18 protein-coding genes are annotated in these 18,216 nt (G+C 72.5%); 13 read left to right on the forward strand and 5 right to left on the reverse strand.

Annotated elements, in window-relative coordinates; genetic code table 11:
- The first annotated feature begins 130 nt into the window (after positions 1–130).
- From ACFW9Z_RS00365 to ACFW9Z_RS00375, 3 genes are all read left to right on the forward strand, one after another.
- Complete coding sequence (locus tag ACFW9Z_RS00365; protein ID WP_384632003.1) at positions 131–886, forward strand: SDR family oxidoreductase; 756 nt, start codon at positions 131–133, stop codon at positions 884–886.
- A gap of 163 nt (positions 887–1,049) precedes the next feature.
- Positions 1,050–1,529 carry a lamin tail domain-containing protein gene (locus ACFW9Z_RS00370; RefSeq protein ID WP_384632005.1) on the forward strand — a complete coding sequence of 160 codons (480 nt, stop codon included), beginning with the start codon at positions 1,050–1,052 and terminating at the stop codon, positions 1,527–1,529.
- A gap of 109 nt (positions 1,530–1,638) precedes the next feature.
- Positions 1,639–2,493 carry a PhzF family phenazine biosynthesis protein gene (locus tag ACFW9Z_RS00375; protein ID WP_384632008.1) on the forward strand — a complete coding sequence of 285 codons (855 nt, stop codon included), beginning with the start codon at positions 1,639–1,641 and terminating at the stop codon, positions 2,491–2,493.
- Between the two features lie 113 nt (positions 2,494–2,606).
- Here the strand turns inward: ACFW9Z_RS00375 and ACFW9Z_RS00380 are convergent, their stop codons facing one another.
- Positions 2,607–3,632: a hypothetical protein gene (locus ACFW9Z_RS00380; RefSeq protein ID WP_384632011.1), complete on the reverse strand. Its 1,026-nt coding sequence runs from the start codon at positions 3,630–3,632 to the stop codon at positions 2,607–2,609.
- A gap of 244 nt (positions 3,633–3,876) precedes the next feature.
- Between ACFW9Z_RS00380 and ACFW9Z_RS00385 the strand changes: the two genes are divergently transcribed.
- The 4 genes from ACFW9Z_RS00385 to ACFW9Z_RS00400 all read left to right on the forward strand — a co-directional run bounded on the left by ACFW9Z_RS00385 (position 3,877) and on the right by ACFW9Z_RS00400 (position 6,789).
- On the forward strand, positions 3,877–4,431 hold the full coding sequence (locus ACFW9Z_RS00385) for a GNAT family N-acetyltransferase (protein ID WP_384633326.1): 555 nt from the start codon (positions 3,877–3,879) through the stop codon (positions 4,429–4,431).
- Between the two features lie 84 nt (positions 4,432–4,515).
- The gene (locus tag ACFW9Z_RS00390) at positions 4,516–5,418 is read left to right on the forward strand and encodes a glycosyltransferase family 2 protein (RefSeq protein ID WP_384633329.1); all 903 of its coding nucleotides are present in this window, start codon (positions 4,516–4,518) and stop codon (positions 5,416–5,418) included.
- 110 nt (positions 5,419–5,528) lie between these two features.
- The gene (locus ACFW9Z_RS00395) at positions 5,529–5,987 is read left to right on the forward strand and encodes a hypothetical protein (RefSeq protein WP_384632013.1); all 459 of its coding nucleotides are present in this window, start codon (positions 5,529–5,531) and stop codon (positions 5,985–5,987) included.
- A 256-nt stretch (positions 5,988–6,243) separates the two neighbouring features.
- Positions 6,244–6,789, forward strand: a complete 546-nt coding sequence (locus tag ACFW9Z_RS00400) for an ATP-binding cassette domain-containing protein (protein ID WP_384632016.1) — start codon at positions 6,244–6,246, stop codon at positions 6,787–6,789.
- Here the strand turns inward: ACFW9Z_RS00400 and ACFW9Z_RS00405 are convergent.
- Both ACFW9Z_RS00405 and ACFW9Z_RS00410 read right to left on the reverse strand, forming a co-directional pair.
- Entirely contained in the window at positions 6,746–7,528 is a 783-nt protein-coding gene (locus tag ACFW9Z_RS00405; RefSeq protein ID WP_384632019.1) for a thioesterase II family protein, read from the reverse strand. The two genes, ACFW9Z_RS00400 and ACFW9Z_RS00405, sit on opposite strands and share 44 nt — an antisense overlap.
- 61 nt (positions 7,529–7,589) lie before the next feature.
- A complete protein-coding gene (locus tag ACFW9Z_RS00410) occupies positions 7,590–8,954 on the reverse strand; it encodes an MFS transporter (protein WP_384632021.1) in 1,365 nt (454 codons plus the stop codon).
- A gap of 320 nt (positions 8,955–9,274) precedes the next feature.
- Here ACFW9Z_RS00410 and ACFW9Z_RS00415 point away from each other — a divergent pair, with 320 nt between their 5' ends.
- On the forward strand, positions 9,275–9,484 hold the full coding sequence (locus ACFW9Z_RS00415; protein WP_384632024.1) for a hypothetical protein: 210 nt from the start codon (positions 9,275–9,277) through the stop codon (positions 9,482–9,484).
- 88 nt (positions 9,485–9,572) lie between these two features.
- Positions 9,573–10,004 (forward strand): hypothetical protein, encoded by a 432-nt coding sequence (locus ACFW9Z_RS00420; RefSeq protein ID WP_384632027.1) that lies wholly within the window; start codon positions 9,573–9,575, stop codon positions 10,002–10,004.
- A gap of 172 nt (positions 10,005–10,176) precedes the next feature.
- Here ACFW9Z_RS00420 and ACFW9Z_RS00425 read toward each other — a convergent pair whose 3' ends face one another.
- Both ACFW9Z_RS00425 and ACFW9Z_RS00430 read right to left on the reverse strand, forming a co-directional pair.
- Positions 10,177–10,851 (reverse strand): response regulator, encoded by a 675-nt coding sequence (locus ACFW9Z_RS00425; RefSeq protein WP_384632030.1) that lies wholly within the window; start codon positions 10,849–10,851, stop codon positions 10,177–10,179.
- On the reverse strand, positions 10,839–12,050 hold the full coding sequence (locus ACFW9Z_RS00430; RefSeq protein ID WP_384632033.1) for a sensor histidine kinase: 1,212 nt from the start codon (positions 12,048–12,050) through the stop codon (positions 10,839–10,841). Before ACFW9Z_RS00430 ends, ACFW9Z_RS00425 begins: the two co-directional genes overlap by 13 nt.
- Positions 12,051–12,314: 264 nt before the next feature.
- On the opposite strand from ACFW9Z_RS00430, the gene ACFW9Z_RS00435 reads away from it, so the two are divergent.
- The 4 genes from ACFW9Z_RS00435 (at position 12,315) to ACFW9Z_RS00450 (ending at position 18,038) form a co-directional block, all read left to right on the forward strand.
- Complete coding sequence (locus ACFW9Z_RS00435) at positions 12,315–13,133, forward strand: ABC transporter ATP-binding protein (RefSeq protein ID WP_384633332.1); 819 nt, start codon at positions 12,315–12,317, stop codon at positions 13,131–13,133.
- 7 nt (positions 13,134–13,140) lie between these two features.
- Positions 13,141–15,885: an FtsX-like permease family protein gene (locus ACFW9Z_RS00440; RefSeq protein WP_384632036.1), complete on the forward strand. Its 2,745-nt coding sequence runs from the start codon at positions 13,141–13,143 to the stop codon at positions 15,883–15,885.
- 142 nt (positions 15,886–16,027) lie between these two features.
- Entirely contained in the window at positions 16,028–16,438 is a 411-nt protein-coding gene (locus ACFW9Z_RS00445; RefSeq protein ID WP_384632039.1) for a hypothetical protein, read from the forward strand.
- A gap of 304 nt (positions 16,439–16,742) precedes the next feature.
- Positions 16,743–18,038 (forward strand): serine hydrolase, encoded by a 1,296-nt coding sequence (locus ACFW9Z_RS00450; RefSeq protein ID WP_384633334.1) that lies wholly within the window; start codon positions 16,743–16,745, stop codon positions 18,036–18,038.
- Positions 18,039–18,216 lie beyond the last annotated feature (178 nt).

Below are 18,216 nucleotides of genomic sequence, written 5' to 3' on the forward strand. Positions count from 1 at the left end.
AGCCCTTCCCGTACGCCACCGATCCCCTGCCGTACACGGCCGGACTTCTCCCGCACACGGCCGGACCTCTGCCGTACACGGCTGGACCTCTCCCGCACACAACCGGACCTCTGCCGTACGCTCCCGGGCCATGAGCACTGATCGGAAAGTCGCCGTCGTCACGGGTGCCGGTTCGGGGATCGGGCGGGCCGTCGCGCTCGCCCTCGCGCAGGCCGGATGGTCGCTCGCGCTGGCCGGGCGGCGGGCGGAACCGCTGGCGGAGACGGCCGCGGCGGCCGGGGCCCCGGAGGCGCTGTGCGTCACCACAGACGTGTCCGACGAGGACGAGGTGGGCGCGCTCTTCACCGCCGTACGGGAGCGGTTCGGCCGGCTGGACCTGCTGTTCAACAACGCGGGCACCTTCGGGCCCGGGGGCGTGCCGGTGGAGGAGCTGGCGGCGGCGGACTGGCGGACGGTGGTGGACGTGAACCTGACGGGGGCGTTCCTCTGCGCGCAGGCGGCGTACCGGCTGATGAAGGAGCAGGACCCACAGGGCGGCCGGATCATCAACAACGGCTCGATCTCCGCCCACGTGCCGCGCCCGCACTCGGTCGCGTACACCGCGACCAAACACGCGGTCACCGGGCTGACGAAGTCGCTGGCGCTGGACGGGCGGCCGTACCGGATCGCCTGCGGCCAGATCGACATCGGCAACGCGGCGACCGAGATGACCGAGCGGATGCGGACCGGCATCCTCCAGGCCGACGGGAAACTGGCGGTGGAGCCGGTGATGGCGGCGGCCGATGTGGCGCGCACGGTGGTGCACATGGCGGAGCTGCCGCTGGAGGCGAACATCCCGTTTCTGACGGTCATGGCGACGAACATGCCGTACGTGGGGCGGGGTTGAGCGGACCCTGAGCGGCGGCGCCCGAAAGTGACCATTCGCGTCGGAACTTGTCACCGAGTGGCCGATTCTGCGGATTTCCTCACTTCCGGGTGAGCAAGCGCGTACTGACCGTATGATCGCACCTCGTTACGCCTTCACCAGAACGACACAGAAGGAACACCGCATGCGCATACGCACCGCTGCGCCGATCGCCCTGGCCGCCGCCACCGCACTGGCCGGCTCGCTCCTCGCCACGGCGGCACCGGCCACGGCGGCCGCCCATCAGGGCGGGCTGCACTTCGGGCTCGTCCAGTACGACGGTCCCGGCAAGGACGACCGCTCGAACAAGTCCCTGAACGCCGAGTGGGTGAACATCCACAACAACGGCAAGAAGAAGGTCCAGCTCAAGGGCTTCAAGGTGAAGGACAACACCGGCTACACCTACACCTTCGGCAGCTACACCATCGGCGCGGGCAAGACCGTCAAGCTCCGCACCGGCAAGGGCAAGAACGTCGCGGGCACCGTGTACTGGAACCGGGGCTCGTACGTCTGGAACAACACCGGTGACAAGGCCCGGCTGATCAAGCCGAACGGGAAGCTCCAGGACTCCTGCTCCTGGAAGAAGTCGACCCCGGCGAACCAGGGCAAGAAGAACTGCCACTGACCGGTCGCCGTACCGATGGGGCTGCCGCGGTTCGGGGGGACTGCGGCAGCCGTACGCGGACCGGCCGAAAGGCCCGGGACAGTGCGTGCGGCGGGGGTTAGGGTGCCGCATGACACGTGATCATGAGCCCGAGGTCCTGCGCTACACCGCCTTCTCCGCCGACCCCGGGGGCGGCAACCCGGCGGGCGTCGTCCTGGACGCGGCGGGTCTTGACGAGGAGCGGATGCTCACCGTCGCGGCGGAGGTGGGGTACAGCGAGTCGGCGTTCCTGACGGAGCGGACCGGCGAAGGCGCGTACACCATCCGCTACTTCAGCCCGAAGGCCGAGGTGCCGTTCTGCGGCCACGCCACGGTCGCCACCGCCATCGCCCTGGCCGAGCGGGACGGGCCGGGCCCGCTGGAGTTCGCCACGGCCGCGGGCCGGGTGCCGGTCACCGTCGTCCGGGAGGGCGGCACGCTGCGGGCCACCCTGACCAGCGTGGTCCCGCACGTCACGGAGATCGGCGCGGCGGACCTCGCGGAGGCGCTGGCGGCCCTGGACTGGCCGGCCGCCGACCTCGACCCCGCTCTGCCGCCCCGGATCGCCTACGCGGGCGCCCGCCACCTGGTGCTGGCCGCCGCCACCCGCGAGCGGCTCGCGGGACTGGCCTACGACTTCGCGCGGCTCGAAGCGCTGATGCGCCGGCTCGACCTGACGACCCTGCAACTGGTGTGGCGCGAGGGGCCGGTGGTCTTCCACGTCCGGGACCCGTTCCCGGTGGGCGGGGTGGTCGAGGACCCGGCGACGGGGGCCGCGGCGGCCGCCTTCGGCGCGTACGTACGCGAGCTGGGGCTCGTACCGGAGGCCGCCGTACTGACCCTGCACCAGGGCACGGACATGGGCCGCCCCGGCACCCTCACGGTCGAGCTGCGCGCCGGGGAGGACCGGGTCCGGGTCAGCGGGACGGGGACCCGGATCGGCTGAGGGGCCGAGCCGCTGATGGGGCTGATGGGGCTGATGGGGCTGATGGGGCTGAGTCGACGGCTGTACGGGCTCCGGGGGGCAGCAGGCGAGTCGGCTGTACGGGCCCCGAGGGGTCAGCCCGTGAGCTCCTTGGCCGGGGAGACATGGGCGAACCAGCGTTCCGTCTCCTCCGGTTCGAGGGCGCGTTCCAGGACGAGGTCTCCGCGCATGCCGGGGAAGAAGCGGCCCGCGGGCCAGGAGCGCCGGTAGGTCGGCTCGTCGAGCACCAGCAGGCGTACGCCGTCGACGACGGGGATGTCGAAGGGGCTCCCCTCGTTCCACAGCCGGCCGCCGTCCGGGGCGGTCAGGTCGAAGGAGCCCACCGTGTCGACCTGCCCCGGGGTCTCCCGGCAGACGGCGACCTCCTGCGGTGAAGGCGCGTGGCCCTCGACATGGCCGCCGCCTATGAGCGCGTCGGCGAGCAGGGTGTGCAGCTGGAAGGTGTCGCCGATGCCGGAGAACCGCAGGGCGTAGCCGGTGCCGCTCGGCCGGTGGAGCGCGACGAGCGGTTCGTCGTCCAGCACCAGGAGCGCGTGGGCGAGGCACTTGAACTCCGCGCCGGACGCCCGCTCCACGGTGGTGAGCAGGTGCAGCAGCCCGCCCCGGACGTCCTCGGCGCGCGCCCGTACCGCCGGGTGGTTGAGCATCGCCACGGCCGCCATCTCCCACTGGCGCAGCGTCCACCAGCCGATGGTCGCGTCGAACCCCGCCCGCTCGACGATCTCCTCGCCCGGCTCGCCGCCGTCCGGTACGGGGAAGGCCCCGCCGCCGGTCGCCTCCCACGCCTCCGTGAACGCCACGGCGTCCTCAAGTGCCACCCGCAGTCCGGTCAGGACGTCGGGGGCGCACCGCTCGGCGTCCGCGCCGCGCTCGACGCAGGCACCGACGAGGACGGCGACGACGGCCCGGGGGCCGGGCGGAACGTGCTCCAGTACGGCGGCGAGGCGCGGCCCGCCGTCCAGCAGTTCCGCCTCCTTGGCCTGCCCGAAGGTCTCCTGGAGCCGGACGAACGCCTTACCGGACCGTTTCGCGTCCTGGGCCACCACCGCGGTCCCGAAGTCCGCGACCGCTCCCCCGAACCCGGCCTTGCTGAATATCATTCCAGCACTTTATCGACGCGGTGCCGGGCGCCGTGAAGCCGGTCGGGGTCCGGCGGGCCGAGGGGCGGAACCGCGCCGATCGCGGGAGGATACGGGCATGGCTGACCGCAAGCCTGCTTCCCCGCCCGGGACGGGCGCCGGGCCCGCCTCCGACTCCGGCCCCGGATCCGCCTCCGACTCCGGCCCCGGTAGCGAGGCGGACGCCGACGACCGGCCCGGGCCCGGGCCGGTGACCGTGCCGAGCATGTCCGCGGGCCCGGACTTCGTCCTGCGCCCCTGGGAGATGAGCGACCTCCCCCTGGTCCGGGAGGCCGCGCAGGACCCGTACATCCCCCTCATCACCACCGTCCCGTCTCCCTACTCGGACCGGGCCGCCGAGGCGTTCGTCCGCGGGCAGTGGGAGCGGGCGGCGACCGGCGCGGGCTACCCGTTCGCCATCGTCCGCTCCCGGGACCGGCGCCCGGTGGGGGCCATCGGGCTCTGGCTGCGGGACCTGCCGGAGGGCCGGGCCTCGATCGGGTACTGGATGGTGGCCTCCGGGCGCGGCCAGGGTGTCACCCGCGCCGCCCTGCGTACGGTGACGGGCTGGGCCCTGCGCGACCTCGGCGTCCCCCGCCTCCAGCTCTTCGTCGAACCCTGGAACACCGCCTCCGCCCGGATCGCCGAGGACGTCGGATACCGGCGCGAGGGGCTGCTGCGCGGCTGGCAGCAGGTGGGCGACGAGCGGCGGGACATGGCCGTGTACGGGCTCCTGAACAGTGACGGACCCAGGGATGGCCGGGCGGTAACCACGGACTGAACAGCGAGGCGTTACGATCGCGGGCACCGCCGCCGACCAGAAGCCGTAGGGCGGCCGAGCCCAGGAGTACCGAACTTGTCCGCCTTGTCCGCACCACGCATCGGCGTATCCATCGTCACCATGGGGGACCGCCCGCAGGCGGTCGAGGCGCTGCTGGCGTCGGTCGCGATGCAGGACGTCCGGCCCACCCGGCTCGTGATCATCGGCAACGGGACGGAGCTCCCGGACTACGCCGCCACCCCCGGCCTGGAGGACCTCGACGGCGGGGTGACCACCATCGAGCTGCCGGAGAACCTGGGCTGCCCGGGCGGCCGGAACGAGGGGCTGCGCAGGCTCGCCGAGATCGGTGACGTGGACGTGGTGGTCGAGCTGGACGACGACGGCCTCCTGGTCGACAAGGACGTCCTCCGCCGGGTCCGGGACCACTTCGCCGCCGACGACCGGCTCGGCATCGTCGGCTTCCGGATCGCGGACGAGCACGGCGAGACCCAGCGGCGGCATGTGCCCCGGCTGCGGGCGGGCGACCCGATGCGCGGCGGCCCGGTGACGGCCTTCCTCGGCGGGGGCCACGCGTTCTCCATGAAGATGCTGGCGGAGACGGGGCTGTGGCCCGCCGAGTTCTTCTTCACCCACGAGGAGACGGACCTCGCCTGGCGGGCGCTGGACGCGGGCTGGAGGGTGGAGTACGACCCCGAGCTGCTGCTCCAGCACCCGAAGACCTCCCCGGCCCGGCACGCGGTCTACTACCGGATGACGGCCCGCAACCGCGTCTGGCTCGCCCGCCGCAACCTGCCCCTCCCCCTCGTCCCGGCCTACCTCTCCACCTGGACCCTGCTCACCCTGGCCCGCACCCGCGACGCGAAGGGCCTGCGGGCCTGGGCGGGCGGCTTCGCGGAGGGCGTCCGCACCCCTTGCGGCGAGCGGCGCCCGATGAGCTGGTCGACGGTGTGGCGGATGACCCGGCTGGGGCGGCCGCCGGTCATCTGAGCCGCGCCCGGCGGCCCGGAACCCGTACGCCCGGCCCGTACGGGTGGGTAACAATGGCCCGGGCAGCCGACCGTACGAAGAGGCCGGCGCACAGGGGGAGGAAAAATCCGTTGGGCTGGTTCTGGGCGTTTCTCATCTTTTCCTGGATCGTGGGCTTCCTCTGGACCGACGACACCATCAGCAAGGCCCTGCGCAAACGGCACAAGCGGAAGCTGCGGCTGCTGGAGGCGGGCCAACGGGAACGGCTGGCGATCGAGGCCGCGCACAGGCCGCCGGAGCCGGTCTGCGGCTGCACCCACCATCTCGCCAAGCACGACAAGCAGGGCCTGTGCCATGAACAGGTCGAGGTGCCGACGGCCTGGGACAAGGACAAGAAGCCGCTGAGCTACGAGCCCGGACGGTGCAACTGCCAGCAGTACGTGGGTCCACAGCCGCTCTCGCAGGTGTACGCGGAGGAGCTGACGGACCGCTGGCCGGCCGATCCGGCCGTCGGCCCGGACACCGATTCGGCCGCTGATCCGGCCACCGATCGGACCGCCGGGCCATCCACCGGGCCGTCCGCCGGATGACTCAATTGTTTCGGCCGGTATTCTGCGGTTCGGATTCCGGAGTCCTTCGCGAAGTAATAGCGGACTCTCGCACGCGAATGCCTGTGCGATTCGAGGGGGCTTGCTCTGTACCCTCCGGGGTAGCCAGCTGTACCTTGCACCCTCTCACTTACCCCTCTGTCGCTGGAGGCGGACCCTCTGTAATGTGCTGATTGCTGCGCTCTGGCGGAGGATGCGCGGTCAAGCGTTCTGCCTAGGGAGAGAGTGAATGAATCATGTGGCTGCGAAGAATACCGAGCCCGCACAAGAAATAATCACGCTCGACAACGTATCCAAGGTCTACGAGTCGGGTTCCTCTCCGATTTACGCACTGCGCAATGTCAGTCTGGCGCTCCGGGAAGGGAAATTCCTGGCCGTCATGGGTGAGGGGAAGCAGGGCAAGAGCACCCTGCTCCGATGTATCTCCGGAGAGGTTCAGCCGACGTCCGGCTCCGTGTACCGGCGGGGTGCCCCGGAGGAGCCGCCCACCGTGGCCTGGCTGGCCGGGCCGGTGAACACCGAGTGCGTGAACGGCGCGCTGGCCGCCGGGCCGCAGGTCCTGCTGACCGACACCGCCTCGGAGCGGGACGGGGCGGCGCTGCGCGAGGCGGTGGACCGGGGAGGGGTGGCCGTGGTCATGACGACCGCGAAACCCGACGCGGCGGCGTGGGCCGATGCCGTCGTGTTCCTGCGGGGCGGCGCCGTTGTGGACATGATCGCGGGCGCCGACCCCGCGAGGATCAGCGGCTGTCTGGAACGGGCCGCGCGCCCGGATCCGTCGTGAGCCTGCGGCCCACGATGTCGAGCAGTGCGGCCGGATCGTGCAGGAAGAAGTGGTCCCCCTGGAGTTCGTGGGCGTCGAAATCGCTCCCGGTGTGCCGGGCCCACTCCTCGACCCGGCCGATGGGCGCCTCGGGGTCCTCCGTTCCGGCGAATGCCGTCAGCGGAATGGGGACGACCGCCCCGGAGGGCACCGAAGAAGTCTCCGCCAGAGTGAAATCCGCTCTGAGCGTCGGCAGCACCAGTGCGACGATCTCGGGATTGTCCAGAGCCCCCGGCGGGGCACCATTCATCTTCCTGACCTCCGAGAGGAATTCTTCGTCCGGCAGGGTGTGCCGCATGACCGGGGCGCCGTGAGGCGCACAGCCGGAGACGAAGATCCGCCGGGGGCGCGGCCCTCCCCGTTCGCAGAGATACCGGCTCAGTGCGAAAGCGATCTGGCCGCCGAGGCTGTGCCCGAAGAACGCGAAGGGTTTGTCGAACCAGGGGGCCAGGCTCTCCGCGAGCGAGGGCACCAGCTCCTCCATCGAGGTCCACGGCGGTTCACTGAACCGCTCCTCGCGCCCCGGCAGCAGTACGGGGCACACCTCGATGCCTTCGTCCACATGGTCGCTCCAGAGGCGGAAGAGGCTGGAGCCGCCGCCCGCGTACGGGAAGCAGAACAGCCGTACGGATGCCGCGGGCCTGGGAGGCCGGGCCACCGCGACGCGTGGCCCGGGACGGGAGACGTGGGGTCGGTTCATGCCGGTCACCTTTCGTTAGGGGCATGGGGGCGGGCGTAGAAACATAGGGGCGTAGGGCGGGTCACTGAGGGGTGGAGGTGGGGGCGGGCGCCTGGCCGGGCGGTCCTCCGGCGGCGGGGCCGGGGCCGCCGTCCGGCGGGGCGGCCTCCTGCCGCGGACTGCCCAGGCCGTCCGGACCGTCCAAGCCGTCCGGACCGTCCAGGCCGTCCAGGCCGGTGAAGTCCCGCAGGGCCGGGCTCAGGCCCGCCAGGACGGCCGACACCAGCAGGACCGCCGTGCAGACCAGCACGGCGACGGTCTTGCCGCCCGCGTCCATCAGGGCCCCGCCCAGCAGCGGCCCGGCGGCTCCCGCGACGCCGCCGGCCAGGCCCATCGCGGCGCTGACCCGGCCGCGCAGCCGGTCCGGGGTCGTGGACATCTGGTACGTCACCACGGCGGTCTGCACGACCGGTGCGAAGAGCGCGACGACCGCCAGCACACCGCCGAACAGGAAGCCGCTGTTCCCCAGCAGCAGCAGCGGTGCGAAGGCCACGCCCAGCCAGCCGAGCAGGATGATGGAGGCCCGGGGGGAGAGCAGCCGGTGGACGCGCGGCGCGGTCAGGGCGCCGACGAGCCCGCCGAGGCCGACCATGACGCCGATGGCACCGATCTCCGGTGCGGAGATGTCGGCCCGCTCGGCCGAGGTGAGCACGATCAGGTACAGCGCGTTGAAACAGACGCTCACCATCACCGCGACCATCATGCTCGCCCGGATGACCGGCCGCCGCCAGATCCAGCCGGCGCCTTCGCGGATGTCCCGCAGCAGGGTCCCGCCGGGCTGCGGGGCGGTCGGCGCCGCCGTTCGCAGCCGCAGGAAGAGGATCATCACGAAGGACGCGATGTACGTCAGGGCGTTGACGGTGAACGGCAGCGCCTTGTGGGCACTGAAGAGGAAGCCGCCGACGCCGGGACCGGCGAGCGTGGCGAGGTAGCTGCGCGCGGCGCTGACGGAGACCGCGGTGGAGAGCTGGCTCCTGGCCACGACCTGGGGGAGCGCCGCGTCCTCCGCCGGGGCGAACATCGCCGCGGCGGCACCGTCGACCACGGCCACCGCGAGGATGTGCACGAGCGTCGCCTCGCCCCGCAGGACGGCCCAGGCCAGCACGACCATCACGGGGACGCGGGCGAGCTCGCAGACGAGCATCACCGACTTGCGGTTCCAGCGGTCGATGAGTGCGCCGGCCGGGATCAGGACGACCAGCCGAGTCACCGCGCTGACCGCTCCGACCGCTCCGGCGTAGAGGGCGGAGTCCGTCAGCACGAGAACCAGCAGCGGGAGGGCGAACAGCGATATCTGGGCGCCGAGTTCGGAGAGAGCCTGGCTGCCCCAGAGAACGTGGTAGTTCCTGTTGCGGCGCAGCGGTAGTTCGTCCTTCGGCGCGTCCATCGGTGTTGGCCCCTTCTCCGGTCCGGCCGCGGTCTGCCTGGCCGGACGAAACCCTGCCGATGCTGGCAGCCGTGGAGCGGGGGCGGCAGGTCTTTAAGGCTCGGTGCAACTGCCCTGGTGGGGGGCCGGACGGGCCCGGGGAGAGGCGGGGCGCGGCCCGGCCCGCAGGCTCGTTTGGAACGCTGAACGCCGCATGGTGGTACAGGCTTCACCCCGGTTCGGGTATGCGGTGTACTGCCCCGGACCCGGGGCTCCGGAGAGCATGGACCAGGACAGCGCGGGTCGAGACCGTGCGACGGACCGTACGACTGGAGGCCCCCATGGCACGGACGAAACGAAAGATCGGGAGCGGGTGGATCATCCCGCCGCTGTTCGTCTTCTTCGTGGGAGCCATGCTGACCTCGGTGGTCTCCCACACGGTCACCGGGTCGACCCGGACGACGGTGATGATCGTGGGCTTCTCCCTGGACGCCATCGCCGTGATCTGGGCCGTGGTGCGCTGGATGCGCGTCACCCGCGCCGACGACTGACGCACACCACGGCTGACGCGCGGCCACGACCGACGCGCGGCCACCGCCGGTACGCCACCGAAGAACCACTCCGAGGAGAGCGGGAAGAATGGATGCGAACGAGGACCTGAAGGGCCTCGCAGGAGGAAAGCGGCAGGGATTCGTCAGGGGTGTGGTGGCGGTCATGCTCGTCGTGCCCGCCGTCATCGGACTGGCCGCCTGCGAGAACACTCCGCAGAAGGTGCTGGACCGGGGCGATGTGTGCCTGGAGATCCTGGACCTGGCCCTCTTCGACCCCAACACCAAGGATGCGGACGCGGCAGAGAAGGACGTCGAGGACCGCGCCGACAAGCTCGACGAACTGGCTGACAAGACCGAGGACGACAAGCTCGCCGGGGCCGCACGGGACGCGGCGAAGGAGTTGCGCGACACCGCGCCGAAGGACCGCAGTCCGGCCTCGGTCTCCGAGTACGTCTCCGCCCAGAACAAGCGTCTGGAAGCCCTGCGCGGCACGTGCACGTCCATGAAGGACTACCTCTGACGCGCGCGGACCCGCCCGCGCCCCTGTGACCGGGGCAGCGCGACTGGTCACCCCCCGTCGACGTCGCGCCGAGTCCCCGCCCCGGGTGTCCGGAAGCTCTTCCGGACACCCGGGGTTTTTCGCATGACCGGTGGCCCCGGCCCCTTCCGGGGAAGGGGCCGGGGCCACCGGATCAGGGGCCGGAGACCGTCGGTGCGCTGCCCCCGCCGAGGAAGGCGAGCACCGCCAGCACCCTGCGGTGCACGCTGCCGCCCTCCGGAGGCAGCCCCAGCTTGTCGAAGACGCCCCGGATGTGCTTGCTCACGGCCCGCTCGGTGATCACCAGGCGCTCCGCGATGGCGCCGTTGGCGAGCCCCTGGGCCATCATCCCCAGCACCTCGTACTCACGCGGCGTCAGCCCTTGCAGGGGCCGCTCCGCCGCCTTCTGGCTGAGGATCTCGGTCACCACCTCCGGGTCCAGCGCCGTGCCGCCGGAGGTGATGCGCTCCAGGGCCTCCAGGAACTGCTCGACCCGGCCGACCCGGTCCTTGAGCAGATAGCCGATGCCGCGCGCACCGCCCGCCAGCAGCTCCGCCGCGTACGCCTGTTCCACGTACTGGGAGAGGACCAGGATGGGCAGGTCGGGGAACTCCTCACGGGCCGCGACGGCCGCGCGCAGCCCCTCGTCGCGGAAGGACGGCGGCAGCCGTACGTCGAGCACGGCGACGTCCGGGCGGTGGTCCCGCAGGGCCGGCAGGATCTCCGGACCGGCGGCGCAGGTGGCCACCACCTCGTGGTCGTTGCTGGTCAGGAGCAACACCATTCCCTCACGTAACAGGGTGTTGTCCTCCGCGATCACGATCCGCACGGCAGCTCCACTTTCAGTTCGGTCGGCCCGCCCACAGGGCTGGTCAGGCTCGCTGTTCCGTCCAACGCGGCAATGCGTCTGCGGATACCCAGCAGACCGCTGCCGCCCTTCTCGTCGGCTCCGCCCCGGCCGTCGTCGGTCACCGACACCATCAGCAGCCCCTTGCTCCGGGTGAAGCGTACCGACGCCCGCCGGGCACCACTGTGCTTGCGGATGTTGGTCAGGGCCTCCGCCACCACGAAGTACGCGGCCGCCTCGGCCGCGGCGGGCAGCCGGTGGCCGTTCTCCACCGGGCTCAGGCTCATGTCGACGGGGATCTCCGAGGAGGCCGCGAGCGCCCGTACGGCTCCGGCGAGCCCACGGTCCGTCAGGACCGGCGGGTGGACGGTGCGTACGACGTGCCGCAGCTCCGCGAGTGCGCTCTCCAGTCCGGCCTGCGCCTCGTCGAGCCGGGCGAGCGCGGCGTCCGGGTCGGTGCGCAGCCGCTGCTTGGCCAGGCCGATCCGCAGGGAGAGAGCCACCAGCTGGGCCTGGACCCCGTCGTGCAGGTCCCGTTCGATGCGGCGCAGTTCGGCGCTGTGCGCCTCCACCGCACCGGCCCGGCTCTCCGACAGCTCGGCGATCCGCTCGCCCAGCCGGGCCGAGGAGGAGGGGCGCAGCAGGGACGCGGTCCAGGACGCCTGGAGGTCGGCCAGCTTCTCCATGCCGTGCAGCACCAGGGGGGAGCGCTCACGGGGCGGGGTGCCGTCCCTCTCCAGGCGGCGCTGGTCGAGGGCGCTGCCGATGCCCAGGCGCGGCCCGTCGACGAGCAGGCCGATCAGCCAGAACGGCAGGGTCAGCACGGAGAAGACGATGATCGTCACGACCGCCACGGGCAGCCACCGGGCGTCCCGCCAGGTCCCCGGGTCGGTCAGGGCCAGGCGCACCCGGTCGGCCGGTGAGCCGTCGAGGGGCAGGTACTGCTCGGGGACGGGGTAGCCGAGCCGGGCGCCGGCACGCACCCGTTCGTAGCCGGCGAGTCTGCGCAGCAGGCGCACGATCTCCGGCCAGGCGGGGGCGCCGATGAGGGACACGGTGAAGAAGAGCCCGGCCGACACGGCGAAGATGCCCAGGAAACAGAGCCAGGCCACCAGCAGGCCCGTGTAGAGGTAGAGACAGGCCTGCCAGGAGCGGCGGGCCTGTAACGCGAGATCGGTCATGAGGACTCCCTGGAGGGGCACGCCGGCACCCCGGGCGGCACACCGTCGAGCATACGGATCACAGCCTCCGCGCGCGGTGCACCCGCCACCTCAGTGGATGGTGGGGCTGGATGAACCCGGAGCTGGGTACATGCACCATCGCCCGCAGCCCCGAAGATCCATACCGTTGCTCGCAGGGGAGAACCGGACCCGCCCGGCAGGGCGGCGGCCGGTCACAGGACGAGGCCGGCGAACCGGTCGCACAGCCCGGAAGGCATGAGCATGGTGAGGCTTCGGTCGGCAAAACGTGATTCGGTGACGGCCGTGGACGCGCGGACGGCGGCGCGGGCGGAGACCGGCGGCCCCGTACCGGCTCTGACGCTGGAGTCGGTCACCCGCAGCTATCTGCGCGGCTCCCAGCAGGTGCACGCGCTGGACGACGTCAGTCTCACCGTGGACCGCGGTCACTTCCTGGCGGTCATGGGGCGTTCCGGGTCCGGCAAGACGACGTTCCTGCAGTGCGCGGCCGGGCTCGACCGGCCGACCTCCGGGGTGGTGCGGATCGGTGAGACCGATCTGTCCCGGCTCAGCGAGGGGGCGCTGACCCGGCTGCGCAGGGACCGGATCGGCTTCGTGTTCCAGGCGCTCAACCTCGTACCCTCGCTCACCGTGCAGGAGAACACGGCGCTGCCGCTGCTCCTCGGCGGCGAACGCCCCGACTCCCCCGCCGTACGGGAGCGGGCTCTGCGGGTGCTGTCGGCGGTGGGGCTCGCGGAGCGGGCCGACGACTCTCCGCTGCGGCTGTCCGGCGGGCAGCAGCAGCGGGTGGCCATCGCCCGTGCGCTGGTGACCGATCCGGCGGTGATCTTCGCCGATGAGCCCACCGGGGCTCTCGACCCGGTGACGGCCCGCGATGTCCTCACGCTCCTGCGGGACGCGGTGGACCGGCAGGGCCACACGGTGGTGATGGTCACGCACGACCCGGTCGCCGCCTCGTGGACGGACGAGGCGGTGTTCATCGAGGCGGGACGGATCGTCGACACCCTCGACCGGCCCGAACCGGAGGCTGTCGCAAGGACGATGGCACGTCTCGGGGAGCGGTGAGCGGCGGATGACGGACACTCTCGCACCCAGCCGTCCGAAGGCGGGTCCGGGCGGCAGGCGCCGCCCGGCCGGTGAGGTGATCGCCGATCAGCGCACCACCCGCTTCCTCGCGAAGCGGTCGATGCGCCGGCACCGCAAGGCGTGGGCCGCCGTGTTCGCGGCTCTCGTCCTCACCTCGCTGCTGCTCGGCAGCTTCGCCCTCGCCACGCTGTCGGCCTTCGCCGGTCACGCGCGCGTCGAGCGGTACGCCGCGACGACCGCGGTCGTCGCGGGCGACCAGAGCACCCGGTACACCGCCAAACCGTGGGGCGATCCGCCGACGACCGTCACGGCCGCCCTCACCGAGCGGGTGCGGGTGCCGCGCTCGCTGGTCCCCAGGATCGAGGCCGTCGAGGGCGTACGGTCGGCGGTCGCCGACGACAACGTGCCCCTCACCGTCGCGGACGGGGACGGCCGGGCGGTGCCGGGCCGCTCCACCGATTCCGGCCGGGCCCCCGTCAGCGGCCACGGCTGGCAGGTCGCCTCGCTCGCGCCCTTCACCCTGCGGGACGGGCGCGCCCCGGCCACCGACCGGGAGGTCGTCCTCGACGGGGACCTGGCCGCGCGGGCCGGAGCCCGCGTCGGCGACCGCGTACAGCTCCAGGCGTACGGATCTCCGGTCCTGTACGAGGTCTCCGGCATCGCCGCCCCTCGGGGCGAGGGCGACTCCGCGGGCCTCGCCCACCAGGGCACCGTCTTCTTCACCGACGCCCACGCCCGCCGGCTCGCCGGGCACCCGGACACCACCGACGCGATCGGCGTGCTGGCCGAACCGGGCGTCTCCGTACACGCGTTGTACCCGGCGCTGCGCAAGGCGCTGGACGAGGGCACACCCGCGAAGGACGCCTCCGCCGACAGCCGGTACGAGGAGGACTCCGCGGCGCTGCGCGTGCTGACGGGGAACGGCCGGGGCGATCCGGAGTTCGTGGAGTCGGCGCCGAGCAGGTCGGCGCTCCTCATGCTGCTCTCGACGGTGTGCGCGACGGTCCTGATGATCGCCCTCCTCGTCGTCGCGAGCACGGTGACCCAGGCCATCCACCAGCGGGCGCGGGAGATGGCGCTGCTGCGCGCGGTCGGTGCGACACCGCGACAGCTGCGGCTGACCGTGGGCCGCGAGGTACGGGGGGTGGCGGTGCCCGCCGCCGTGCTCGGCGCGATCGGCGCGGTGCCCGTGTTCCTCCTGCTGATCCATCTGCTGCGCGCCCGTGGCGCCGTCCCCATCGGCCTCGAACTGCCCACGGCCTACTGGCTCCTGGCCACCCCCGTGGTCACCGCCGTACTGACGCTGGTGGTGGCACGGGTGTCGGCGGCCATCGCCTGCGGGCGGATCGCGAAGGTGCGGCCCGCGCAGGCGATGGGTGAGGCGGCGACCGAGCCGGAACAGCCCGGCCGGGGGCGGAGCATCACCGGGGTCGTCCTGCTGTTCGCGGGGCTCAGCTCCGCGGGCACGGCGGTGCTCCAGTACGGCGAGCTCGCCGCGATGGCGGCCAGTACGGCGGCGATGGCCCTGGTGATCGCCTGTGCGCTGCTGGGGCCGTGGATCGCCCGAGCGGCCCTGCGGGTGCTCGGCGCACCGGCCCGGAAGCTGGGCCCCGGCGGCTATCTCGCGGTCGCCGCCTCGCAGGCCAACTCCCGGCGGCTGGGCGCCGCCATCACCCCGATCGTGCTGGTCGTGGCGTTCGTGGGGGTCCAGCTCTCGGCCGGGGCGACGCTCGACCGGGAGGGCAGCAGGCAGGCCGCGGCGGCCATGAACGCGACGCTGGAGGTCACGACGGACGGGCCCGGAATCCCGCAGGACGCGGTGGACGCGGTACGGCAGGTGCCCGGGGTGGCCGCCGCCACCGGGGTCATGCACAGCACCGTGGTGCTGGCCCGCCGGGAGACGGGCGAGCCCAAGCTGGACCGGCTCCCCGTCATCGGGGTGGACCCGGCCGCGCTGCCCGCCACGCTCGACCCGGACGTCAGCCGGGGCAGCCTGGGGAAGCTGGGCGCGGGCACGGTCGCGATCGGCGAGGACCGGGCGCGCTCGCTCGGCGTCGGGGTCGGTGACAAGGTCACCGTGCGGTACGGCGACGGGGCCGCGGTGGCGGTCGAGGTGGCCGCGCTCTACCGGCGGTCGCTGGCCCTCGGCGACTTCCTGTTCTCGACCGCCGAACTCGCTCCGCACGTGGCCGCTCCGCTGAACCGCCGCGTCCTGGTCGCCGAGGAGCCGGGCGGGGGCGATGTGCGCGCCGCCGTGGAGCGGGCGCTCGGCGGATCGGTCCTGGACGTGTCGGTGTCGCGGGGGCCGGCGGCCGAGCACCTGGAGTCCGAGGACCGGGGGGTGGGGCAGGTGATCACGGTGGTGGCGGTGAGCGTCATCGGGGTCTTCACCGTGATCTCCGTCCTCAACACGCTCACGCTCATCATGGTGGGGCGCCGTCAGGAGCTGGCGCTGCTGCGGCTGGTCGGCTCCGGCCGGGGCCAGATCCGGCGGATGCTGACGACCGAGGCGACGCTGATCGTGCTGATCGGTCTGATCGTGGGCGGGCTGGCCGCGGCGATCCCGCTGACGGCGTTCAGCTTCGCGCTGGCCGGATCCCTCCCCTACATCCCGCCCCTCCAGGCAGGATTGATCGTCCTGACGATGGTGGTGACCACCTTCGTGGGCTGCCTGGTGCCGGCCGGATCGGCGCTGCGCAGGAAGCACCCCGCCGGCCTCGGCGGCCGGTGACGGGTGTCCGGCGGCCGACAGCCGACAGCCGACAGCCGGAGCACGGGAGACACCCGGGGCACTCGGAACACGCGGGACACCGGAGACACCGGAGACACCCGGCATACCCGGTGCTCCGGAACAGACGACAGGAGTGGATGACATGGCTCGTTGGGTGGTGGCCTCCCTGATGGGAGTGGCCGGGGCGGCCGCGCTCGTCCTGAGCGCCTTCCAGCCCTGGTACCAGGGCCGCACGGCGCGTGACGTCCCGGCCCTGGACCTGTTCACGGGGCTGGAAGGGCCTCCCGGTTCCATCGCCGCCTCGATGTTCCTTCCGCTCGCGGTCGCGGCGGGCATCGCCGTGCTCGCGCTGCTGGTGCGCTCCAAGGTGCTGATGACGCTCGCCGGAGTGGCGGGGCTGACGACCTGTGTCCTGTGGGTGGTGCAGCAGGGCCGGGACGTGGCGCCGGTCGCCTTCGGGTTCACGGACCTGGAGCGCGGGTTGTGGAACGCGGCGGGCGGTGTCCTGCTGGTCCTGCTGACGGTGGCGGTCCTGCCGAGCCGCGGCCGGTGACGGGCCCCTGACCGCGATCGCGGCTGCCGGAGAAGGCCGATCGCCTCTCCGGCAGCCGCGATCGTGTACCTGGACTGCACCTTTACAGCACCGCTTAATCCTCTGCCCTGAGCTTCTCCGCTGGTGAAGAATTCAGCTTGCGGGTCGATCGCCGAGCAAAGGAACCGGCGAATGCTTCGGAAGGGCAGGAGAAGCGGCAGTGTGCGAAACATTCACCGCCCCTCAGGACGGCACGGCCAATTCCAGCCTTTCTTCCGCGGCTTCGCCCGGTGAAATTCTCGGGCGGCTGGCCGAATCCTTCGAAGTGGTCGGCTGCCAGTTGTCCCTTTATCGCCGGGGATCGATCGAAACGTGGGTCCACGGGGAGGAGGAATACGGCAGCGGGCGGCCCGTCACCCCCCGTTCCGTATTCGCCTACGGGTCCGTGACGAAAACGCTGACAGCCCTGTCCGCGGTCCAGTTGGCCGCCGACGGGGACCTGGACCTCGACGCCCCCGCAGGGCAGTGGCTCTCCCCCGGCGCGGCGGGCGGCCACCCCGCCCGCACCGCCACCCTCCGGCATCTCCTCAGCCACACGGCGGGGCTGCCGTCCGACCACGACGACGAGAGCGCCGGCTCGCTGGGCCACTGGACCACCGGGTTCCTGGCCGCGACCGAGGAGGCTGAGGCCCGGGCCGCATGGCCCGCGCCGGGGACCTTCTCGTACGCGAACACCGGATACGCCCTTGTCGGCCGCGCGGTGGAGAACGCCACCGCGCTGCCCTGGTGGCAGGCCGTACGGGACTATCTGCTGCGGCCGCTCGGCACCGGCATCGGTGTTCTGCCCGGCGCGGCCGCGCAGGCCGAGACCGTGCACGCCGCGCCCGGCCACCGGCCGGGCACCGGGCCGGCGGGGCGGCGGACCACCCGGTCCGTGGTGTGTGCCACCGATCCCGGTTCCGCCCCGGCGGGCGGTCTCGCGGGCAGCGCGGCCGACCTGGTCAAGGCCGCGTCCCTACTGGTCGGCGAGGCGGCCGGGGGGCTCGTCGAAGCCTCGGCCGTACGGGAGATGACACGGCCGGTGGCCGGCGCCGAGCCCTTCGGGCTGGCCGGGGCGTGGGCCCTGGGCGTCGGGCACTTCGGGCCCGCGGACAACCGCTGGCTCGGCCACGACGGCGGGCTCGACGGGACGACCTGCCATCTGCGGGCCCACCCCGCATCGGGCACCGCCCTCGCCCTGACCACCAACTCCTCGACGGGCCAGGACCTCTGGGAGGCCCTGGTGGAGGAGTTGCGGACGGCCTGCGGCGTCGACGTGGGCGTGTACCGGCCGCCGCTGCCGCCCGGCGTCCCCGCCGCGGAGTTCGCGGACTGTACGGGGACCTACCGCAACGGCGGGCTCACGGTGACCGTGGAGCTGGACGAGCCGCACCTGGTGCTCCGGCTGCCGGGCGGTGCGCGCGCGACCGGGGTACCGGGGGCCGGGCTCGTCTTCTCCGGACCGCCGGAGGTCGCCGGTCCGGCCCGGGGCCGGTTCCTCCGGTCGGCGGAGACCGGCCGGATCGAGGCCCTCCAGTACAGCGGCCGCACCCTGCTGAGGATGTGGGACGAACCCATGTGACCTGACCTGACCATCACAGCAGCGGACACGCACCTCCTTCGTCTCCTCCGCTTCGGCGCGGGGACTGCTCGGCATGCGCGGAAACACCTCGGAACGACGGTGATCCGGGCGGGAACAGCGCGAAAAGAATTCGGGAATGCCGGGGCAATGGAGCCGCGGCGGCACGGGACAGCGCGCA

The organism is Streptomyces sp. NPDC059452, assembly GCF_042750035.1.
Lineage (GTDB): Bacteria > Actinomycetota > Actinomycetes > Streptomycetales > Streptomycetaceae > Streptomyces.